This window comes from Rhodovulum adriaticum (assembly GCF_004345735.1).
GTDB lineage: Bacteria > Pseudomonadota > Alphaproteobacteria > Rhodobacterales > Rhodobacteraceae > Rhodovulum > Rhodovulum adriaticum.
The window spans coordinates 52,618-70,835 of the sequence record NZ_SLXL01000001.1; the positions used below are offsets into that span (position 1 = coordinate 52,618).

18 protein-coding genes are annotated in these 18,218 nt (G+C 68.6%); 8 read left to right on the forward strand and 10 right to left on the reverse strand.

All coding sequences use genetic code 11. The features are described 5' to 3' along the window. The first annotated feature begins 188 nt into the window (after nt 1-188). On the forward strand, nt 189-2,123 hold the full coding sequence (locus EV656_RS00265) for an elongation factor G (protein WP_132598291.1): 1,935 nt from the start codon (nt 189-191) through the stop codon (nt 2,121-2,123). Between the two features lie 15 nt (nt 2,124-2,138). On the opposite strand, the gene EV656_RS00270 is transcribed toward EV656_RS00265, so the two are convergent. The 7 genes from EV656_RS00270 to EV656_RS00300 form a co-directional block, all read right to left on the reverse strand. Then, nucleotides 2,139-3,452, reverse strand: a complete 1,314-nt coding sequence (locus EV656_RS00270; RefSeq protein ID WP_132599437.1) for a M16 family metallopeptidase — start codon at nt 3,450-3,452, stop codon at nt 2,139-2,141. Further along, nucleotides 3,452-4,798 (reverse strand): M16 family metallopeptidase, encoded by a 1,347-nt coding sequence (locus EV656_RS00275; RefSeq protein ID WP_132598293.1) that lies wholly within the window; start codon nt 4,796-4,798, stop codon nt 3,452-3,454. The genes EV656_RS00270 and EV656_RS00275 overlap by 1 nt, the downstream gene beginning before the upstream one ends. An 85-nt stretch (nt 4,799-4,883) precedes the next feature. Continuing rightward, nucleotides 4,884-5,411 carry a DUF3035 domain-containing protein gene (locus EV656_RS00280; protein WP_132598295.1) on the reverse strand — a complete coding sequence of 176 codons (528 nt, stop codon included), beginning with the start codon at nt 5,409-5,411 and terminating at the stop codon, nt 4,884-4,886. Nucleotides 5,412-5,463: 52 nt separating this feature from the next. Further along, nucleotides 5,464-5,934, reverse strand: a complete 471-nt coding sequence (gene lspA, locus EV656_RS00285) for a signal peptidase II (protein ID WP_132598297.1) — start codon at nt 5,932-5,934, stop codon at nt 5,464-5,466. Between the two features lie 19 nt (nt 5,935-5,953). Next, nucleotides 5,954-7,543 carry a bifunctional phosphoribosylaminoimidazolecarboxamide formyltransferase/IMP cyclohydrolase gene (gene purH / locus EV656_RS00290; RefSeq protein ID WP_132598299.1) on the reverse strand — a complete coding sequence of 530 codons (1,590 nt, stop codon included), beginning with the start codon at nt 7,541-7,543 and terminating at the stop codon, nt 5,954-5,956. Between the two features lie 36 nt (nt 7,544-7,579). Continuing rightward, nucleotides 7,580-9,298, reverse strand: coding sequence for a heparinase II/III family protein (locus EV656_RS00295; protein ID WP_132598301.1), 1,719 nt, complete (start codon nt 9,296-9,298; stop codon nt 7,580-7,582). 135 nt (nt 9,299-9,433) lie between these two features. Next, a complete protein-coding gene (locus EV656_RS00300; protein WP_132599439.1) occupies nt 9,434-10,714 on the reverse strand; it encodes an RsmB/NOP family class I SAM-dependent RNA methyltransferase in 1,281 nt (426 codons plus the stop codon). A 73-nt stretch (nt 10,715-10,787) separates the two neighbouring features. On the opposite strand from EV656_RS00300, the gene EV656_RS00305 reads away from it, so the two are divergent. Next, the gene (locus EV656_RS00305) at nt 10,788-10,973 is read left to right on the forward strand and encodes a DUF1674 domain-containing protein (protein WP_132598303.1); all 186 of its coding nucleotides are present in this window, start codon (nt 10,788-10,790) and stop codon (nt 10,971-10,973) included. Nucleotides 10,974-10,989: 16 nt separating this feature from the next. On the opposite strand, the gene EV656_RS00310 is transcribed toward EV656_RS00305, so the two are convergent. Together EV656_RS00310 and dapB are read right to left on the reverse strand one after the other, a co-directional pair. Beyond that, the gene (locus tag EV656_RS00310; RefSeq protein WP_132598305.1) at nt 10,990-11,343 is read right to left on the reverse strand and encodes a dihydrodipicolinate reductase; all 354 of its coding nucleotides are present in this window, start codon (nt 11,341-11,343) and stop codon (nt 10,990-10,992) included. 61 nt (nt 11,344-11,404) lie between these two features. Beyond that, complete coding sequence (dapB, locus tag EV656_RS00315; RefSeq protein ID WP_132598307.1) at nt 11,405-12,214, reverse strand: 4-hydroxy-tetrahydrodipicolinate reductase; 810 nt, start codon at nt 12,212-12,214, stop codon at nt 11,405-11,407. Nucleotides 12,215-12,288: 74 nt separating this feature from the next. Here dapB and rbfA point away from each other — a divergent pair, with 74 nt between their 5' ends. From rbfA to EV656_RS00340, 5 genes are all read left to right on the forward strand, one after another. After that, entirely contained in the window at nt 12,289-12,696 is a 408-nt protein-coding gene (gene rbfA / locus EV656_RS00320) for a 30S ribosome-binding factor RbfA (RefSeq protein ID WP_132598309.1), read from the forward strand. Continuing rightward, nucleotides 12,686-13,423 carry a phosphodiester glycosidase family protein gene (locus EV656_RS00325; RefSeq protein WP_132598311.1) on the forward strand — a complete coding sequence of 246 codons (738 nt, stop codon included), beginning with the start codon at nt 12,686-12,688 and terminating at the stop codon, nt 13,421-13,423. The genes rbfA and EV656_RS00325 overlap by 11 nt, the downstream gene beginning before the upstream one ends. 58 nt (nt 13,424-13,481) lie before the next feature. Beyond that, entirely contained in the window at nt 13,482-14,384 is a 903-nt protein-coding gene (truB, locus tag EV656_RS00330) for a tRNA pseudouridine(55) synthase TruB (RefSeq protein ID WP_132598313.1), read from the forward strand. An 8-nt stretch (nt 14,385-14,392) separates the two neighbouring features. Continuing rightward, the gene (locus tag EV656_RS00335; protein WP_132598315.1) at nt 14,393-14,914 is read left to right on the forward strand and encodes a DUF1643 domain-containing protein; all 522 of its coding nucleotides are present in this window, start codon (nt 14,393-14,395) and stop codon (nt 14,912-14,914) included. A 101-nt stretch (nt 14,915-15,015) separates the two neighbouring features. After that, nucleotides 15,016-16,221, forward strand: coding sequence for a calcium-binding protein (locus EV656_RS00340; RefSeq protein WP_165918899.1), 1,206 nt, complete (start codon nt 15,016-15,018; stop codon nt 16,219-16,221). Nucleotides 16,222-16,245: 24 nt separating this feature from the next. Here the strand turns inward: EV656_RS00340 and EV656_RS00345 are convergent, their stop codons facing one another. Beyond that, nucleotides 16,246-17,409 (reverse strand): calcium-binding protein, encoded by a 1,164-nt coding sequence (locus EV656_RS00345; protein ID WP_165918900.1) that lies wholly within the window; start codon nt 17,407-17,409, stop codon nt 16,246-16,248. Nucleotides 17,410-17,692: 283 nt separating this feature from the next. Here EV656_RS00345 and rpsO point away from each other — a divergent pair, with 283 nt between their 5' ends. Then, nucleotides 17,693-17,962, forward strand: coding sequence for a 30S ribosomal protein S15 (rpsO, locus tag EV656_RS00350; protein WP_132598321.1), 270 nt, complete (start codon nt 17,693-17,695; stop codon nt 17,960-17,962). Nucleotides 17,963-18,218: the final 256 nt, after the last annotated feature.

The window sequence follows — 18,218 nt, forward strand, 5'->3', positions numbered from 1 at the left end:
ACCCGATTTCCCTTGACCCGGCATGACTTGAAGGCCGAACATCGCGGGGAACGGGACAGCGGCCCGGCGCCTGTGGCGGCCGCACCCATGGCCGGCTGCCCCCTCGGGCGGCCCGACCCGGGCGCAGCATCCGACCGGCGCGCAGGGCGGCATGAACCCCGCCAACGCGACCGATCGGAGGATGTCAGATGCGCTGTTTCACGATTTTGGGCCCCTCGCAGGCGGGCAAGACCACGCTGCTGAACGCGCTGAGCGCGCTGGAGGGGCGCGCCACCGCCGCCACCTTTACCGACGCGCTGAGTGTGCGCCAGTTCACCTATCTGGATGAGCCCTGGGCCGGGTTCGACATCACCGGCGGCCCCGACTACCTGGGCCAGGCGGGCGAGGCGCTGGCCGCCTCGGATGCCGCCGTTCTGTGCGTCGGTCCCGATCCGCAGGCCGCGGTTCTGGCTGCGCCCTATCTGCGGCTGGTCGAGGAATCGGGCGTTCCCTGCTTTGTCTTCATCAACAAGATGGACCTGATGGATGCCCGCATCCGCGACATCGTCGGCGCGCTGCAGGCCTATGCCCAGCACCACATCATTCTGCGTCAGGCCCCGATCCGCGATGCGGAGGGGCATGTGACCGGGGCGGTGGACCTGATTTCAGAGCGGGCCTTTCAGTATCAGGAGGGCCAGCCCTCGCGCCTGGTCGAGATCCCGGCCCATGTTCAGGACCGCGAGCAGGAGGCCCGCGCCGACCTGCTGGAACACCTGGCCGATTACGACGATCACCTGATGGAAGAGCTGATCGAGGATCGCGACCCCGCCCCCGAAGAAATCTACTCGGTCCTGGCCGAGGCGCATCGGGACAACCGCGTGATGGCCGCCTATCTGGGCGCGGCGGGGCATGGCAACGGGCTGACCCGGCTGATGAAGGCGCTGCGCCACGAGGCGCCTGGCATGTCGGTGCTCAGGGCGCGGCTGCGCGTGGCCGATCCCCTGGCCATCGGCGTGGCCGCCGACACCAAGCGCCATGTCGGCAAATCCATCCTGATCCGCGCCCTGGGCACCGGCATCCAGCACGCCGCGCCCCTGGCCGGCGACACCATCGGCAACCTGTCGGGCATAGACGGCAAGCCGGTGGCCGAACCGCTGGCCCCCGGCACGCTGGCGGTGGCGGTGAAATCCGATCACCTGAACCCTGGCCTGGCCTACACCGCCCAGGACAGCACGCCGCTGCCCGGCTGGACCCACGGGCGCCCGCCTGCCTATGCCCGGCTGCTGTCCCCCGCAAATGAACGCGACGATGCGCGCCTGTCGGCCGCGCTGGCGCGCATGGCGGCCAGCGATCCGGGGATGGAAACCACGCAGGATCCGGCAACCGGGCAACTGCTGGTCTGGCTGCAGGGGCCGATCCACCTGCGGCGTGTTCTGGCCAAGCTGGCAGAGGATTTCGGGATCGCGGCAGAGGAACACCCCGTCTCTGGCATCTACCGCGAAACGATCACGAAACCCGTGGACACCCACCACCGCCACCGCAAGCAATCGGGCGGCGCGGGACAGTTCGCCGACGTGCAGGTGACCGTGCGGCCGCAGGGGCGCGGCGCGGGCTTTGCCTTTGACGAAACGGTCAAGGGCGGCGCGGTGCCGCGCAATTATATCCCCGCGGTCGAGGCCGGCGCACAAGAGGCGATGGTGCGCGGGCCGCTGGGATTCCCGGTGGTGGATGTCGCGGTCACCCTGACCGATGGCAAGCATCACGCGGTGGACAGTTCCGACCATGCCTTTCGCACCGCCGCGCGAAACGGCGTGCGCGAGGCGCTGGAACAGGCCGGCGCGGTGGTGCTGCAACCCATCGACCGGGTCGATATCCATGTGCCCAGCGTCTATAGCGGGTCGCTGGTCGCACTGGCCAGCAGCCTGAAGGGGCAGGTTCTGGGGTTTGAGGCCCACCCTAGGGCGCGCGGCTGGGACGTGTTTCAGGCCCTGATCCCCGCCGCCGCGAAAGAGGAGCTGTTCCAGGCGCTTGGTGGGCTGAGCCACGGCACCGCCTGGTTCGAGGCCCGCTTCGATCATTACGAAGAGTTGCACGGCAAGGAGGCTGACCGCGTCCGCCAGGCGCGCGCCGAGGAACTGGCCTGAGCGGCCCGGCCGGCCCTAGTTCGCGGGCGTTTCCAGCCCCTCGGGCCGACCGACCACGACAAAATGCAGTGCATCGGGCTGCAACAGGTCGGATGCCACGCGGCGGATATCCTCTTGCGTCACCGCGCGGATACGGTCGTTGCGCGTGGTGACGTAATCGGGGCTCAGCCCATCCATCTGCATGCCGACCAGAATGCGCGCGATCTTGGCGTTGCCGTCGAATCGCAGCGGGTAGGCCCCGGTCAGGTAGGTCTTTACCGCCTCCAGTTCCTCTTGCGTGACGCCATCCTGGGCCATGCGCGCCCATTCGGCCCGGATCACCTCGATCGCCTCGGCGACCCGCCCGTTGGACGAGGCCACCTGCCCCAGCATCATCGGCGCAAGGTCCATCGGGTAGAGATAGGAATAGACGCCGTAGGTCAGGCCCCGCTTTTCGCGGACCTCTTCCATCAGACGAGAGCCGAAGCCGCCCGCGCCCAGAACCTCGTTCATCACATAGGCAGCAAAGAAGTCGGGATCGTCGCGTTCCATGCCCGGCTGGCCGAACACCGCCACCGCCTGCGGCGTGTCGAAGGGCACCACGGTTACACCGCCCGGCAGCCCGTAATCCGACTGCGGCGGCATCGGGGCGCCGGTTTCCGGCAGGCCCGCAAACAGCCGGTCCAGCAGCAGGCCCAGTTCCTGCGCCGTGATATCGCCCGCGGCGGCCACATACAGGCGGTCGCGCGCGATCACCCGTGCATGCGCCTCGACCAGATCGGCGCGGCGCAGCGCCTGCACGCTGTCCGCCGTGCCATCGGGGGCGCTGCCATAGGGATGGTCGCCAAAGGCCAGCCGATCAAAGGTCTGGCTGGCCAGCGCCTGCGGGTCCTTGGCATCAGAGGCAATGGCCGACAACACCTGCCCGCGCACCCGTTCGATCGCGTCCGCATCGAAACGCGGGGCGTGCAGCGACTGCCGCAGCAGATCCGCGGCCTGATCGCGGTTTTCGCTCAGCATGCGGGCCGACACCCGCAGCGAATCCGCGCCAACGTCAAAGCGAAAGCTGGCGGCCAGCGCATCGCGGGCGCGGGCAAATTCGCGGGCGCCCATGTCGCCCGCCCCCTCCTCCAGCAGGGCCGTCATCAGGTTGGTCGCCCCGCGTTTGCCCGGCGCGTCCAGGCTGGCCCCACCACGAAAGCGGATTTCCAGCGCCACGAAGGGAATGTCGTGGCTTTCGACCAGCCACGCGCCCACACCGCCGGGCGATGTCACCTGCCGGATTTCAATCGCGGCCCGAACGGGCGCGGCCATCGTCAGCGCAAGCGCGAGGGCAAGAATCAGGCGCATCATTGGGTCACCTCCGTCACCTCTGCCACGGGTCGCGACAGCCAGCCGGTCACGGCGTTCCCGCCTTTCAGAAGGTCGTGCGCGGCGGCCATCACATCCTCTGGCTTCACCGCCTGCAACACGTCGGGCCAGGCCTGCACATCCTCGATCGTCAGGCCAGAGGTCAGCGCGCGGCCATAGCGCCGGGCCAGTCCCTGGATGTTGTCACGGGCGTAGATCTCGGCGGCCAACAACTGACTTTTGAGGCTGTCGAACAGGGCCGGGTCCACCCCCTCGCGCAAGAAGGCGGCAAGCGCCTTGTCCAGTGCGTCCTCGGCCGTTTCCAGCGACACGCCGGGGGCGGGCACGACGAACAGGTTGAACGCAGTGTCGTCCAGAGACAGCCCGCCATAGGACGCGCCGGTATAAAGCGCGACCTGCCGCTCGAATTGCAGCCGCTCACCAAGGAAGGATGTGGCCCCCTCGCCCCCCAGCAATTCCGCCAGATAGGTCAGGGCGGCGGCGCGCCCCTGGTCGCCAGAGTCGCGTTCGGGGGCCAGATAGCTGCGCATCAGATAAGGCTGTGCAACGCGCGGATCCTCGAACATCACGCGCCGTTCGGCCAGGTGCGGCGGTTCCTGCGGGCGCACGCGTGCAGGCAGCGCATCCGACGGGGCCAGTCCGCCGAAATGCGTCTGCGCCATGTCGCGCACCGCATCGGGCGTCACGTCGCCGGCCACGACAAGGATGGCGTTGTTCGGCGCGTAATAGGTGTCGTAGAACGCCAGCGCATCGGCCTTGGACAGAGTTTCCATTTCATGCCGCCAGCCGATAATCGGGATGCCGTAAGGGTGGTTGAGGTAAAGCGCCGCGCGCATCTGTTCGCGAAACAGCGCGCCGGGGTCGTTGTCGGTGCGCTGGTTACGCTCTTCCAGGATCACGTCGCGTTCGGTTTCCACATCCGGCCCGGCTAGGCGCAGGTCGGTCATGCGGTCGGCCTCCAGCTGCATCATCAGGTCCAGCCGGTCGGCGGCGACGCGCTGGAAATAGGCCGTGTAATCCCAGGACGTGAACGCATTGTCGGACCCGCCCTGCGCCTTGACGATGCGGGAAAACGCGCCCGGCGCAACCTCGTCCGTGCCCTTGAACATCAGGTGTTCCAGGAAATGCGCGATCCCCGAAACGCCGGGCGGTTCATCCGCGGCGCCGACGCGATACCAGACCATGTTCACGGTGACCGGCGCGCGGTGATCCTCGATCACGACGACCTGCAACCCGTTATCCAGGGTAAAGTCGGTCACCCGGTCGGCCGTCGCCGGACCTGCCCAGATCAGCAGAAGAACCAGTAGGTTGCGCAGTCGCCGCATCGCCCGTCCCCTTTCGAACCGTTCCAGTTCAAGCTACGGGGAAAGGGGCCGTTTTCAAGACGGGGCCACGGGGATGTGAGCGGGCTCAATCCTCTTCGGACAGCGTCGCCTTGGGGGGTGCGGAAACGTTGCGCACGCCCCGCTGCCGCCAGCGTTCCAGTTCGGCGTACTGGTCCAGCGACTGTCTTTCGTAGGCGCGGAAATAGACGTTGGTGTTGAACACCCGTTCCAGCAGCCGGCCATCGTTGCGGCGGCGGTATTCCAGATCCTCGGCCGCCAGGGTCTGACGGATGGACTGCGACACGCCAAAGCGGGTGACATGGGAAATCAGGCCGTTATCGGCCCGCGCCCCGGCCCCCGGGCGCCCGCCAAGGGCGGCGATCGCATCGGATTCAGGTGTCGGATCGGTGCGCGAGGACTGGCCCGGGGTCGGCGCGGGCAGCGCCGACAGATCCTGCGGCATTTCCAGCGGCTTGTTCGGCAGGATCATGAATTCGTCCGGCGAGCCGGATTGCGAGCGGACATTCATCAGTTGCGGGGTCTTGTCGCCCGAGCAGCCAGCCAGGATTGAGGCCACCACCGCCCCCAGGAGCATGCTCCGACTGACACGCATCTTTCGTCCCTCCATCCGGTTCCGCCCTCTTTAACGCAGGTGTCCGCCCGCGTCACGGGGTCTTGTCGCGGCCGGTAAAGACGACCAGCCCCAACGCCCCGGCAAAAATCGCGATATCGGCCACATTGAACGCATAAGGATTGTCGATCCCGCAGCACGACATGTTCAGGAAATCGGCCACCGCGCCATAGATCACCCGATCCACCGCATTGCCCAACGCGCCCCCGATCAGCAACCCCGCCGACAGGCGCGCCCAGATGCCGTGCGACTCGCGCAGCATCCAGACCAGCACGCCCGCCGAAATCGCCAGGGCAACCCCGATCAGGATCCAGCGGCCCGCATCGCCCTCGGCGGGCAGCAGGCCGAAATTGATCCCCCGGTTCCACGCCATGCGCAGGTTCAGGTAGGGGGGCCAGACATCCAGGCGCAGCGTTTCGGCCAGGTCCAGCACGTGCACCACGTACACCTTGACGATCTGGTCCAGGGCGAACACCGCCCCAGCCATGGCAAACAGCGCGCGCATCGCCCGCCCCCCCTGCCGATCAGTGCCGGAAGTGGCGCATGCCGGTGAACACCATCGCCAGCCCGGCCTCGTCGGCGGCGGCGATCACCTCGTCGTCGCGCATGGACCCGCCGGGCTGGATCACCGCCGTCGCCCCGGCCTCGGCCGCCGTCAACAGACCATCGGGGAAGGGGAAGAACGCATCAGAGGCCACGACCGACCCCTTGGTCGGCGTGCCCGGCAGGCCAACGGCCTCGGCCATGTCCTGGGCCTTGCGCGCGGCGATGCGGGTGGAATCCACCCGGCTCATCTGGCCGGCGCCGACACCCACGGTCGCGCCATCCTTGACGTAGACGATGGCGTTGGATTTCACATGCTTGCCCACGGTCCAGGCGAACAGCATATCGGCGATCTCGGCCTCGGTCGGGGCTTTCTTGGTGACCACCTTCAGATCGTCGGCGGTGATCCGCCCGTTATCCTTGTCCTGCGCCAGGAACCCGCCGGAGACCTGCCGGATCGTCATCCCGGCGGCGGCCGGGTTGGCCAGGCCCCCGGTGGTCAACAGGCGCAGGTTCTTCTTGGCGGCAAAGACCTCTTTGGCGGCATCGTCAGCGGCGGGCGCGATGACGACCTCGGTAAAGATCTCACAGATCGCGCGCGCCGTGGCCTCGTCCAGCTTCATGTTCAGCGCGATGATCCCGCCAAAGGCCGAGGTCCGGTCGCAGTCAAACGCCCGGCGGTACGCATCTTCCAGGCTGGCGCCGCGGGCCACGCCGCAGGGGTTGGCGTGCTTGATGATCGCGCAGGCCGGGCCATCGGCAGGCAGGAATTCGCTGACCAGTTCGAACGCCGCGTCAGTGTCATTGATGTTGTTGTAGGACAGTTCCTTGCCCTGCCACTGTTTCGCGGTCGCCACGCCGGGCCGGTCGGATCCGTCCAGGTAAAAGGCCGCGCGCTGGTGCGGGTTTTCGCCATAGCGCAGGGTCTGGGCCAGAGACCCGGCCACTACACGGCGGCGGGGGGCGTCCTGCCCGATGGCACCGGCCATCCAGTTGGACACCGCCGCATCATAGGCCCCGGTGCGGGCATAGGCGGTCTGCGCCAGTTGCTGGCGGAAGGCCAGCGAGGTCGCACCGTCATTGGCATCCAGTTCGGCCAGCAGGGCGGCGTAATCCTCGGTATCGACCACCACGTTCACGAAGGCATGGTTCTTGGCGCCCGCACGGATCATTGCCGGGCCACCGATGTCGATATTCTCGACACATTCGGCGTAATCGGCCCCTTTGGCGACGGTCGCCTCGAACGGGTAAAGGTTCACCACCAGCAGGTCGATTCCGGCGATGCCATGGGTTTCCATCGCGGCCAGATGCTCGGGGTTGTCGCGCAGCGCCAGCAGGCCGCCATGCACCATCGGGTGCAGCGTCTTGACCCGCCCGTCCATCATTTCGGGAAATCCCGTCACCTCGGCCACATCCACCACGCCAAGGCCCGCCTCGCGCAGGGCCTTGGCGGTGCCGCCGGTGGACAACAGTTCCACCCCGCGCGCGGCCAGCGCCTGGCCCAGTTCGACCAGCCCGGTCTTGTCGGAAACGGAAAGCAATGCGCGGCGAACGGGGACGAGATCGGTCATCGGGGTATCCTTCGTGTGTGGTCGGCGGGCCCGGCCCTAGGGTGTCTGCGACAGCACCAGGGCCTCGTCGGTCGCAGCTGGTTCCAGATCGCGCAGCGCCCGCGGAGTGTCCTGCGCCTTGGCCAGGGTCCATGTGATGAGGCTCGCATAATCCATCACGCGGGCAGATAGAACGATTTGTTTCGTCGCGCGCGGTTTCAGGCGGCCTTTTTCCAGGTACACGCTGGGCGCCAGCCGCAATTCCGCGGCGCCATCGTGACGCAGAACCCAGATTTCACCGCTTTTCAGGGCCAGCGACACCGCCGCGCCGCCCATGTCGATCGCGGCATCCACATCGGGGTGCAGATGGAATCGGATGGAAAAGCCGATCCCCTGCAGGCTGACCCCGTCCATCGCCCGGTCAAAGCGCGCGCGCTCGTCCTCGTCAAAGGCGGCAAGCGTGTCCTCGCCCGACAGGGCGCGCCCGTCATAGGCCAGCCGCAACTGGCGCACATGCGTCAGTCCGTGGGTGGGCCCATAACCGTCATGCCAGGCGGTCAGGCCGTGCCCGCCCAGCCCCGATTCCTGCCGGGCCTCTACCGTCGCGGGCGTGTCCACCAGCCACAGCCCCTGGCCGCGCCCGTGCAACGCCCCCAGCCGGGACGAGGACAGCCCATCCAGCCCCAGTGCCGAATGGGATTGCGTGGCGCGCCCCGCCTTGCGCCAGTCGGGCCCGAAACTGCCCCCCGCGCCGCAATTGACGATCACCGGGCGGCGGCCCGAGGTCAGCTCGAACGCCAGGGTCGAGGCATGCGCCTGACGCGCGGCGGCGCGGACGGGCGGCGGCGCGGCATCGACAATCACGGTGCTGCGCCCCGCCGACAGCCGCGCATAGCCCATCGCCAGCCCCTTGATCCCGCGCGGGCGCACGCCGGCCTCTGCCAGGGCCTGGTCCAGCCGACCGGGCAGGCCGCGCCCGCCCCCATGAAACCGCGCCAGCCCGCCATCGGCATGGCGCAGCGCACGCAGCACCGGCGCGATGCGTTCGATCGCGGCGCGGTGGGCGGGGCCCGGTTCGCGCCCGACCTCACGCAATGTCGCCTCGGCCCAGGTCAGCAGGGTAAAGATGTCCAGCAATTCCTCGGGGGTGCGGCTGGGAATGCCGCCATCGGCATCGATCTGGCCCGCGCATTCCCGTTCCAACGCGCGCAGGGCGGGGGCGGTATAGCGGTCCAGCCCCGTCAGCGACAGCCCCGCATAAAGCAGCCCGGTCAACGCCTCGAACCGGGGCAGGCCCGGCTGCGCCCGGCGCCATGTGCGCGACAGAAAACGGGTCTGACGGGCCAGTGACCCATAGAGCGCCCGCGCCCCCTCCCCGTCCAGACCGTTCAGCAGCAACAGCGCATGGTGCACCCAGCGGATCAGCCGCCGCCCGGTCAGGTCCGGGGTCCAGCCCGGCCCGCGCCCCCGGCCATAGCGGGCAATCCAGCCCAGCGTCCAATCCTGCGCGCAGCGCCGCGCCGCGCCGTCGCCCGCGGCCGCCAGATCGTCCAGCCAGGTGAAACCGTGCAGCGCCGCGGCAAAGGCCGGGCCGGGCGGGTCCAGATCCCAGATGGGGGTATCCGGCGCCTCGACCAGGGCGCCCTCGAACAGGAAATTCCCGGCACACAGCTGGCGCCCACGCGCGTAAGACCCGATCGAACGCGGCTCGGGCTGCGACACGAACCCGCTGGCCGGGCGGGCAAATCCTGCCAGCCGCGCCTGAAGGCGGATCATCGTGTTGCCGCGCGGCCGCGACGCGGGGGGGCTGTGCCGGGCGCCTGCCATGGTCGGGTACTGCTCTGGGACATTTTGCCTGTTTGGCCCACAATACCGGCGCCGGGCGCGGGTGTCACCGGCTTTGCCGCATGCTCAGCCCGATTTGACAAGGCAGGCCATATAGAACCCATCCATCCCGCCGCGATCCGGCCAGAAATCGGGGCGCAGGCGCAGCCCGCCCAGATCGTCGCGCCAGTCGGGCGCAATACCCGGCAGATCGGCGGGCCGGACGGACAGGCCGGGGTGACGGTCCAGCGTGGCGGCGACCTGTTTTTCGCCCTCTTCGGGCAGCAACGAACAGGTGCAAAAGACCAGCCGCCCCCCCGGCGCCAGCAGGTCCAGCGCCCGGTCCAGCAGTTGTGCCTGCAACGCGAAAAGCGGCTTGATCGACGCGCCGTCCTTGGCAAAGGGCAGGTCGGGATGGCGGCGGATCGTACCGGTGGCCGAACAGGGCGCATCCAGCAGGATCGCATCAAGGGGCTGGGGCGGCGACCATGTCAGCGCATCGGCGACTACCAGATCGGCGGACAGATCGGTGCGGGCCAGGTTTTCCTCTACCCGCGCCATGCGTTGTTCGGAAATGTCCAATGCGGTGACCTGTGCCCCGGTGGCCGCCAGTTGCATCGTCTTGCCCCCGGGCGCGGCGCACAGGTCGGCCACCCGTTCGCCGGGTTTCGCGGCCAGCAGGCGCGCGGGCAGCGCGGCGGCAGCATCCTGCACCCACCAGGCGCCCTCGGCATAGCCCGGCAGGGCGGACACCTGCGCCGCCCCGTGCAGACGTACCGATCCGGTGGGCAGCGCGACGCCCCCGACCATGTCGGCCAGCGCGTCCGCGTCGCCATCGCGCGGCGTCAGGTCCAGGGGCGCACCGGCGGCATGCGCGGCCTCAACCCCCGTCACGGCGGCGCGGCCCCAGGCGCTGTCCAACCGCCCGCGCAGCCAGCCGGGCAAACGTTGCGGCGGCAGCGCGTCCCACGCGGCGGGCGGGGTCTCGGCCACCTTGCGCAGCACCGCGTTGACCAGCCCGGCCATCGCGCCGGTGCGCCGGTCCGCACGGGCCAACGCCACGGCGGCATTGACCGCGCCATGGGCGGCGGCGGCCTCTTGCAGCATTTCGACGGTGGCCAGGCGCAGCAGGGCGCGCACCGGGGGCGGCGGGGCTTTGCGCAGGTGCGGCTTCAGCACGGCGTCGGCCCGGTCGATGTGGCGCAGGGTCATCCGCGCCAGCCGGGCTGCGCGCGCGCGTTCCGCCGGGGTCAGATCGGCCAGGGGGCCGAACTCGCCCTCCATCTCGGCCAGAAGCTGGCGGTCCTCCAGCACCGCGCGCAGCAATTGCCACGCCGCCCCCCGCGCCCTGTCGCCCTGCCCTGCCATCGCCCGTGCCCCCGCTTGCCAGTCAACCGCGCCGGGGTATATCACCATTGCCGCACCGGCAAGGAGCCCCGCCATGACAGACGAACCCCGCAAGGATCTGCCCCCCGCCGCGATCCGCGCCCTGCAAGAGGCCGCAGAACGCCGCAAGAAGGCCGAGGCCGAGGCACACGCGATGCCCACGGAACTGGGCGGCCGCGACGGGCCGGAACCCGTGCGCTATGGCGATTGGGAGAAGAAGGGGATCGCGGTCGATTTCTGACCGCCGCGCGGCGCGCCTATTTCAGGCGCAGGTCCGCCGTGTCCCCCGCGCCCCGGTCGGCGGTAAAGCGCAGCGTTTGCCCGCGCACCTGCACCAGTTGGCAATTGTCGCCCAAGCGTTCGCTGCCCACGACCATGTCACGACAGAAATAGCGCCCCTCCCACCGCCAGGCCCCGCGCACCTGGCGCCCGAAGGCCTGTCCGGCGATGGTGCCGCCGGGGGCCACATCCAGCGAGATACCGAATCGGGTCAGGCTGCGGCCCTCGACCAGGCCCAGAAACCCCGCACGGGTTTCCACCCTTTGGAACCCTTCGGCCCAAAGGGGCGTTGCAGGCAGCGCCAGCGCGGCGGCGAAAAGGGGGCGGATCATCGCGAACCTCCGTGCCATGTCACGGGGGGTATACGCGGCCACGCCCGGACCGGATCAGCGGCTACAGGCCCAGAACGTCGGTCATGTCATATTCGCCGGGCTTGCGGTCCTGCCCCCAGAGTGCGGCGGCCAGCGCCCCGCGCGCAAAGATCGCCCGGTCGGTCGCGACATGACGCAGCACCAGCCGTTCGCCCGCCCCGGCAAAGATCACGTCATGTTCGCCCACCACGTCCCCGCCGCGAATCGCCGAAAAGCCGATGGCGCCCGCCTGACGTTCGCCGGTGATCCCGTCGCGGCCGCGATCGGCAACCTCGGACAGGGCCACGCCGCGCGCCTCGGCCGCGGCCTCGCCCAGCATCAGGGCGGTGCCCGAGGGGGCATCGACCTTGTGGCGGTGGTGCGCCTCGACGATCTCGATGTCGAACTCGGGGCCCAGGGCGGCGGCCACCTTGCGGGTCAGGCCGACCAGCAGGTTTACGCCCAGGCTCATGTTGCCGGCCCGCACGATCACCGCATGACGCGCGGCGGCGCGCAGCTTTTCCAGGTCTTCGGGGGCAAAGCCGGTGGTGCCGATCACATGCACCGCGCGGGCCTGCGCGGTCAGCGTGGCGGTGGCGACGGTGGCGGCGGGCACGGTGAAATCGATCACCGCCTGCGCCTGCGCGATCATGCCCACGGCATCATCGGTGACCTGCAACCCGATCGGCGCACCGCCCATGGCCTCGCCCACATCGCGGCCCACCCAGGGGTGGCCGGGCCGCTCCACGCAGCCGATCAGCCGCGCGCGGTCGCTTTGCAGTACGGTGTGGGTCAACATCTGGCCCATCCGGCCCGACGCCCCCATCACGACGATTCCCGGCAGGTTGCCCATCTTGCCCTCCATCTGGTGTCGCGCCCGGTCTACCCCAGCGCCCACCGCTTGGCAAAGCCCCGCGCATCGCCTAGATGGGGAACATGTCACGCTCTTCCGCCCCCTCTCAACGCCAGCTTCGCGTCGGCGAACTGATCCGCCGCACCCTGTCAGAGGTTCTGGCCCGCGGCGATGTGCACGACCCGGAACTGAACCGCATGTCGATCACCGTGGGCGAGGTGCGCACCTCGCCGGACCTGCGGGTGGCAACCGCGTTCGTTCTGCCGCTGGGCGGACAGGGCGCAGAGGATGCGCTGGCCGCGCTGCGCCGCAACAGGGGTGAATTGCGCCGGATGGTGTCGAAAAAGCTGACGCTGAAATTTTCGCCCGAACTGCGGTTCGCGATCGACGAGACCTTTGACAGGATGGACGAGACCCGCCGCCTGCTGGCGCAGGACGCGGTGCAACGCGACCTGGCCGGGCACGGGGACGATGGGGATTAGGGCCGCCCTTGTCCTGATCCTGTTTCTGCTGCCGGGGCTGGCCGCAGCCGGCTGCCAATCGCTGACCCATGAGGGCCGCCGTTACACGGTGTGCAGCTTCGACCCGGCGCAAACGCAGCTGCGGATGTTCCTGCGCGACGACACGGGACAGATCATCGGCAGCTTCGCCCGGCTGGAGGCACTGCTGGACAGCAGGGGCCAGGCGCCAGTCTTCGCGATGAACGGCGGCATGTATCACCCCGACCGTGCGCCCGTTGGCCTGTATATCGAGGACGGCCAGGTTCTGACCCCCACCGTCGCCCGCGCGGGGCCGGGCAATTTCGGCATGCTACCCAACGGCATCCTGTGCCTGGCCGATGGCCGCGCCGAGGTGATCGAAACCCGCCGTTATCTGGACCGCATGCCCGAATGCCGCCACGCAACCCAATCCGGCCCGATGCTGGTGATCGACGGGGCGCTGCACCCCCGGTTTCTGCCCGACAGCACCTCGCGCCATATCCGCAACGGGGTGGGCGTTGACGCGGACGGGCGCGTGCATTTCGCGATTTCCGCCCGGCCCGTAACGTTCCACGAATTTGCCCGCCTGTTCCGCGACGTGCTGGGCACGCCGCAGGCGCTGTATCTGGACGGCAAGATTTCCCGCCTGTTCGCCCCAGAGATCAACCGCGCCGATGGCGGTTTGCCGATGGGCCCCATCGTGGCTGCGGTCGCGGACGCACCGCGTTGACGCGGGCGCGCGGCTTCGCTAGCAGGCGGGCCTCATCTTGCAAAACGGAGCATCGCAATTGGGACGCCGCAAGGGACGCGACATTTCGGGCTGGATCGTCGTGGACAAACCCGAGGGGATGACCTCGAACGCCGTGGTGAACAAGGTCCGCTGGGCCTTTGACGCGAAAAAGGCCGGGCATGCAGGCACGCTGGACCCGGCGGCGACGGGCGTTCTGGCCATCGCCCTGGGCGAGGCGACCAAGACGGTTCCTTACATCACCGACGCGCTGAAGGCCTACCGCTTTACCGTGCGGCTGGGCGCGGCCACCAATACCGACGACGCCGAGGGCGAGGTGATCGCCACCTCTGACGCGCGGCCCACGGACGACCAGATCGCTGCCGCCCTGCCCGCCTTTGAAGGGGACATCATGCAGGTGCCGCCGCAGTTTTCCGCCGTCAAGATCGACGGCGAACGCGCCTATGCCCGCGCCCGCGCCGGCGAGGATGTCGAGATCGCCGCGCGCCCCCTTTATGTCGACAGCCTGGAATTGATCGCGCGCCCCGATCCCGATCATGTCGAGCTGGAAATGGTCTGCGGCAAGGGCGGCTATGTCCGGTCCATCGCGCGCGACCTGGGGCAGGCACTGGGTTGTCTGGGCCATGTGAAAACCCTGCGCCGCGTCTGGTCCGGCCCCTTCGACGCCGAGGATGGCGTCAGCATGGCACTGATCGAGGAGCTGGCGAAATCGCCCGAGTTGGACGATTACCTGCGCCCGCTGGAAGAGGGGCTTGCCGACCTGCCCGAGTTGCGCACCACCCATGAGGGCGCCGCGCGCCTGCGCAACGGCAATCCCGGGATCGTGGTGACGGCGGATGCCGAATACGGGGACGAGGCCTGGGCCTCGCTCGACGGGCAGGCAGTCGCGGTGGGGATCTACAAGGCGGGCGAACTGCACCCCAGCCGGGTGTTCAACACCTGAGCGGCGCGATGATTACCCGCACCCATCAGAAAGGCGATGCCGCGTCGGAGGCCGTCTATTCCGATTGCGAGGCCTACCGCTATCTGCTGACGCGCACCTGGGATCCGGACGGGCGGCGGGCGCTGTTCGTGATGCTGAACCCCTCTACCGCGACAGAGGTGCAGAACGACCCCACCGTGGAACGGTGCGAGCGGCGCGCCCGCGCCCTGGGGTTCGGGGCGTTCCGGGTCACCAACATCTTTGCCTATCGCGCGACCGACCCGCGCGTGATGCGCGCCGCCCCCGATCCTGTGGGGCCGGCCAATGACACCGCAATCGCCGACAGCGCGCCCTGGGCCGATCAGGTGATCTGCGCCTGGGGCACACATGGCGCGCATCTGGACCGTGGCCCGGCGGTGGAACGGCTGTTGCGCGGCACGGGCTGCGCGCTGTGGCATCTGGGGCTGACGCAGGCCGGGCACCCAAAACACCCGCTTTACATCGCCTATACGCAGCAGCCCGAGCCCTGGCCCACGGCAGCGGGGCGTTAACCATCCACAGCGGTCCTTGTCGCGGCGCGGGCGGGTTCCGGCTATGCTTGCCGATGGGGGTGGTGATCGGTCCGGCACGCGCCGGCACCGGGGAGGGTGAGATGTTCGCACTGGCCGGCCTTTTGGGCCTTCTTCTGGTTGGGAGCGCCGTCGATTTCAGCGACCCGGCGACCGAAGAGGATGACGACACCCCGGCGGAAAACGACGGCGAAACGGCCGCGCCTGACCCGACGCCCCTGCTGGCGGACGGCGCGGCAGAGGATCCTGGCGACACGCTGCTGGGCGACCCGGCGGACGACGACATGACCGAGGACGATCTGACCGCCGACAGCGCGGACGGGGATATGACGATCGTTACCGGCAGCGGTGTCAGCGGCGGTGCGGGCAGCTATGGATCGTTCGACGGAACGGACAGCCGCACCGCACAGGGCACAGGCAACACCGGCACCGCGCCGATCGGTGGCGGGGCGGGCAACGACGCGCTGAACGGCACCGCCGCAGACGACCGGATCCTGGGCGAAGAGGGGGACGACGTGCTGTACGGCGCGGCGGGCGACGACCTGCTGGCGGGCGGCGCGGGCGATGACCTGCTGATGGGTGCCGGGGATGACGATACCCTTTGCGGCGGCGCGGGCAGCGACCGGCTGGAGGGCGATACCGGCGACGATACCCTGCTGGGAGAGGCCGGCGACGACGCGCTTGCGGGCCAGGCGGGCGACGACCTGCTGGTCGGCGGCACGGGGCAGGACACACTGATCGGCGGGCCGGGCGCCGATACGCTGCTGGGCGGCGCGGGCGATGACGGGCTGATGGGCGGGCTGGGCAACGACACGTTGCTGGGCGGCGCAGGCGATGACGTGATGAACGGCAACGATGGCGACGACCTGCTGGTCAGCGTGGCCGTTGATGGCGCGACGGGCACGCTGACCGATGCGGGCGGCACCGATTACCTGAACGGGGGCAGTGGGGCGGATACGCTGTTGATCGGCGGCGGGGACATCGCCACAGGCGGCGCGGATGCCGACCTGATGGTGCTGGGGGACTGGTTGACCGGCACGGCCGATGGCCCGGCCCAGATCATGGATTTCGACGCGGCCAGCGATCGGCTGGTCGTCATGTACGACCCAACCGCCTATCCCGATCCCGCCCTGACCCTGATCCCCACCGAAGCGGGCAGCGCGGATGCGCTGTTGCTGCTGGACGGGCAGCCCCTGGCGGTGCTGATCGATGCCGCCGGTGCCGATCCCGCCATGATCGAGTTGCGCCCCGAAACCGACCTGTCGTCCGAAATCGGCCGCGCCCTGTAGCGGGCGCGGCACATGCGCCCGCGCCTATAGCGAGGTCGGGCCGTATTCCGTGGGCGTCAGCAGGACCTGCGAGGGATCGGCAGGCTGTTCGCCCTGGACGGTCAGAACCGGGCTGCCGTTGAACAAGACGATAAAGGTGCCGTCTTCCTCGCCATCGGCGAAGGTCACTTCGGGCGTTTCTGTCACCACCGTCTGGTCGTAGATCACCTCGATCACGTCCTCGGTCACATCGAAATCCGCAACGAACCCTGTATCGTCCGGGTCGATATAGGTGCCGGTGGCGAAAAGGTCCGCCCCTTCGCCGCCGATCGCGGTATCGCCATCGCCCAGCAGGATCGCGTCGTTGCCGTCCCCGCCGTCCAGAGTGTCGGCCTGGTCCAGATCGTCGCTGCCGATCAACCCGTCGGCGACGCCGTCATCGGTACCGTTCAGAATGTCGTCGCCCGCCCCGCCCAGCAGGGTGTCGGCGCCCAGGCGGCCCTCAAGGTAATCGTCGCCCTCGTCGCCAGACAACGTGTCGTTGCCGCCGCCGCCGTACATCTCGTCGTTGCCCTCGCCGCCGGACAGGGTGTCGACCCCGGTGCCGCCGCGCAGCACATCGTCGCCCTCGCCGCCGGTCAGGGTGTCGTCGCCGCCCTCGCCCAGCATGATATCGTCGCCGAGTTCGCCGATCAGCGTATCGTCGCCCGTGCCGCCCAGCATCAGGTCGTCGCCATCGCCACCCGACATCAGGTCGTCCCAGCCGCCCCCCTCCAGGGTGTCGTCGCCGTCACCGCCGTCCAGCGTATCCATACCGGCAGAGCCTTGCAGCAGGTCGTTGCCGTCGCCGCCGCTCAGCGTGTCCATGCCGGCGCCACCGACCAGGGTGTCGTTGCCGGTCCCGCCGCTGAGGGTGTCGTAGCCCTGGCCACCGTCCAGAACATCGTCCCCGGTGCCCCCGCTGAGCAGATCGTCGCCGTCCAGGCCGGACAGCACGTCATCGCCGCCGTTGCCGTACAATTCGTCGTCGTATTCGGTTCCGACAAGCTCGTTGTCGTCCTCGTCGCCCTCCAGGACGACACCTTTTTCGTCATCCCCGTTGGGCCAATCCCAATCGGGCGTCGATTCGTTATCGTTGTCGTCATCGTCGAACAGACCAACGATCAGGCCGACCGTCATAAGACCCATAAGCACCGCGAAACCGGCCATTTTTCCATCCCCCAAAACCATGGAACCAGCGCAGTCTCTGCCCGAAGGCCCCAAGACACAAACGAAAAGCGGCATTTTGAAGGCATTGTCGCCAGCAATGCGTCAGTTCAGGACAAGGCGACCAGATTGTTCGCGCCAAGTGCGGAAATGGCGGTGTCGGCCCCCTTTCCTTTCGGGTCCGAATCCCCTAGACGACCACATCCGCCTGCGGGCGGTATCCTCCACGGGCCCTGCTGGACGACATCCCGGCTTGTGCCATCAACCCTTTCGAAAGGAGACCCCGATGTCGATTACCGCCGAAGAAAAGGCACGCCTGATCAAGGAATACGGCACCAAAGAGGGCGACACCGGTTCGTCCGAGGTGCAGATCGCGATCCTGACCAGCCGCATCAGCACGCTGACCGAGCATTTCAAGACCCACAAGAAGGACAACCATTCCCGCCGTGGGCTGCTGAAGCTGGTCGCCCAGCGCCGCAAGCTGCTGGACTACCTGAAAGGCAAGGACGAAGCCGGTTACCAGAGCCTGATCCAGAAACTGGGCATCCGCCGCTGATCCAAGGCACGCGACGAAATCCTGAACGCCCGCTCATCCGAGCGGGCGTTGTCTTTTGCGGCCTGTGACAGCGTCGCTGCGGTGCAAAGGCGAAAACTGCACCGAAATGCACCGGTTTCCCCTGACCGGGCGAAACGGTCATACCCCTTTCCACCAAGGGGAAACTCCTGTATGGCCCCCATATCTGAGACGTTGCGCCCTGACCCCGGCGCTCGACATGGATAGGAGGGGTCGGCGGCAATGGGGCCGCCATAGC

What these genes read in the sequence shown, in the direction of transcription:
- EV656_RS00265 (WP_132598291.1), top strand. Translation starts at nt 189, where the DNA reads ATGCGCTGTTTCACGATTTTGGGCCCCTCGCAGGCGGGCAAGACCACG.
- EV656_RS00270 (WP_132599437.1), bottom strand. Translation starts at nt 3,452, where the DNA reads ATGCGCCTGATTCTTGCCCTCGCGCTTGCGCTGACGATGGCCGCGCCC.
- EV656_RS00275 (WP_132598293.1), bottom strand. Translation starts at nt 4,798, where the DNA reads ATGCGGCGACTGCGCAACCTACTGGTTCTTCTGCTGATCTGGGCAGGT.
- EV656_RS00280 (WP_132598295.1), bottom strand. Translation starts at nt 5,411, where the DNA reads ATGCGTGTCAGTCGGAGCATGCTCCTGGGGGCGGTGGTGGCCTCAATC.
- lspA (WP_132598297.1), bottom strand. Translation starts at nt 5,934, where the DNA reads ATGCGCGCGCTGTTTGCCATGGCTGGGGCGGTGTTCGCCCTGGACCAG.
- purH (WP_132598299.1), bottom strand. Translation starts at nt 7,543, where the DNA reads ATGACCGATCTCGTCCCCGTTCGCCGCGCATTGCTTTCCGTTTCCGAC.
- EV656_RS00295 (WP_132598301.1), bottom strand. Translation starts at nt 9,298, where the DNA reads ATGATCCGCCTTCAGGCGCGGCTGGCAGGATTTGCCCGCCCGGCCAGC.
- EV656_RS00300 (WP_132599439.1), bottom strand. Translation starts at nt 10,714, where the DNA reads ATGGCAGGGCAGGGCGACAGGGCGCGGGGGGCGGCGTGGCAATTGCTG.
- EV656_RS00305 (WP_132598303.1), top strand. Translation starts at nt 10,788, where the DNA reads ATGACAGACGAACCCCGCAAGGATCTGCCCCCCGCCGCGATCCGCGCC.
- EV656_RS00310 (WP_132598305.1), bottom strand. Translation starts at nt 11,343, where the DNA reads ATGATCCGCCCCCTTTTCGCCGCCGCGCTGGCGCTGCCTGCAACGCCC.
- dapB (WP_132598307.1), bottom strand. Translation starts at nt 12,214, where the DNA reads ATGGGCAACCTGCCGGGAATCGTCGTGATGGGGGCGTCGGGCCGGATG.
- rbfA (WP_132598309.1), top strand. Translation starts at nt 12,289, where the DNA reads ATGGGGAACATGTCACGCTCTTCCGCCCCCTCTCAACGCCAGCTTCGC.
- EV656_RS00325 (WP_132598311.1), top strand. Translation starts at nt 12,686, where the DNA reads ATGGGGATTAGGGCCGCCCTTGTCCTGATCCTGTTTCTGCTGCCGGGG.
- EV656_RS00335 (WP_132598315.1), top strand. Translation starts at nt 14,393, where the DNA reads ATGATTACCCGCACCCATCAGAAAGGCGATGCCGCGTCGGAGGCCGTC.
- EV656_RS00340 (WP_165918899.1), top strand. Translation starts at nt 15,016, where the DNA reads ATGTTCGCACTGGCCGGCCTTTTGGGCCTTCTTCTGGTTGGGAGCGCC.
- EV656_RS00345 (WP_165918900.1), bottom strand. Translation starts at nt 17,409, where the DNA reads ATGGCCGGTTTCGCGGTGCTTATGGGTCTTATGACGGTCGGCCTGATC.
- rpsO (WP_132598321.1), top strand. Translation starts at nt 17,693, where the DNA reads ATGTCGATTACCGCCGAAGAAAAGGCACGCCTGATCAAGGAATACGGC.